We start from the raw sequence: 635 nt of genomic DNA, 5'->3' as shown, positions 1-635 counted from the left end.
AGTCAGCTACCCCCGGCAAAGCCGGGGGCATGCAAGGCAGTTAACCGCTCAAAGCGGTGAGAACTGGAGCCGCCTGAAGGCGGCAACCGCTACATCAATTTGAGCTGATCGAGTCTACGGTCTTCATGCTCTTGCTTTCTGATGTACTCACGAACAAGAGCCTCATCCAGGCCGACGGTTGAAACGAAGTAGCCTCGCGCCCAAAAGTTCTGTCCCACGAAGTTCCTTCGTCGCCCCATAAAACTTCTTGCTATGTGAATCGCACTTTTCCCTTTGACGAAACCAACAACAGAAGCGACTGCATATTTTGGAGGGATGGAGATGAGCATGTGCACGTGGTCAGGCATAAGGTGCCCCTCGACCACCCTACTCTCCTTCTGCCGGGCCAGTTCCCGCAAAATTTCACCCATATGCACGCGTAGTTGGCCATACAGAACCTTTTTGCGGCACTTAGGGATCCAAACCACGTGGTACTTGCAGTCCCATACCGAGTGGCTTAGGCTTTCGTAGTCGTTCACAGGAAGCCTCCGTCTGTTTGAACTTTGAGCGGTTCAAGCGATGGAGGCTTCCGATTCCCGGAACTGTCAAACTTTGTGAGTCCCCCGGCAGAGCCGGGGGTTTACTCGTTATTATTA

Annotated in this window: 1 protein-coding gene; it reads right to left on the bottom strand. The window is 53.1% G+C overall.

What is annotated here, in order from left to right; all coding sequences use genetic code 11:
• Window positions 1–89: 89 nt before the first annotated feature.
• Window positions 90–518 (bottom strand): IS200/IS605 family transposase, encoded by a 429-nt coding sequence (gene tnpA, locus GTA51_RS20395; protein ID WP_160964309.1) that lies wholly within the window; start codon window positions 516–518, stop codon window positions 90–92.
• Window positions 519–635: the final 117 nt, after the last annotated feature.

This window comes from Solidesulfovibrio aerotolerans (assembly GCF_009856865.1).
Lineage (GTDB): Bacteria > Desulfobacterota > Desulfovibrionia > Desulfovibrionales > Desulfovibrionaceae > Solidesulfovibrio > Solidesulfovibrio aerotolerans.
The sequence above is the reverse complement of the archived record's forward strand: the minus strand, read 5'-3'. Positions and strand labels throughout refer to the sequence as shown.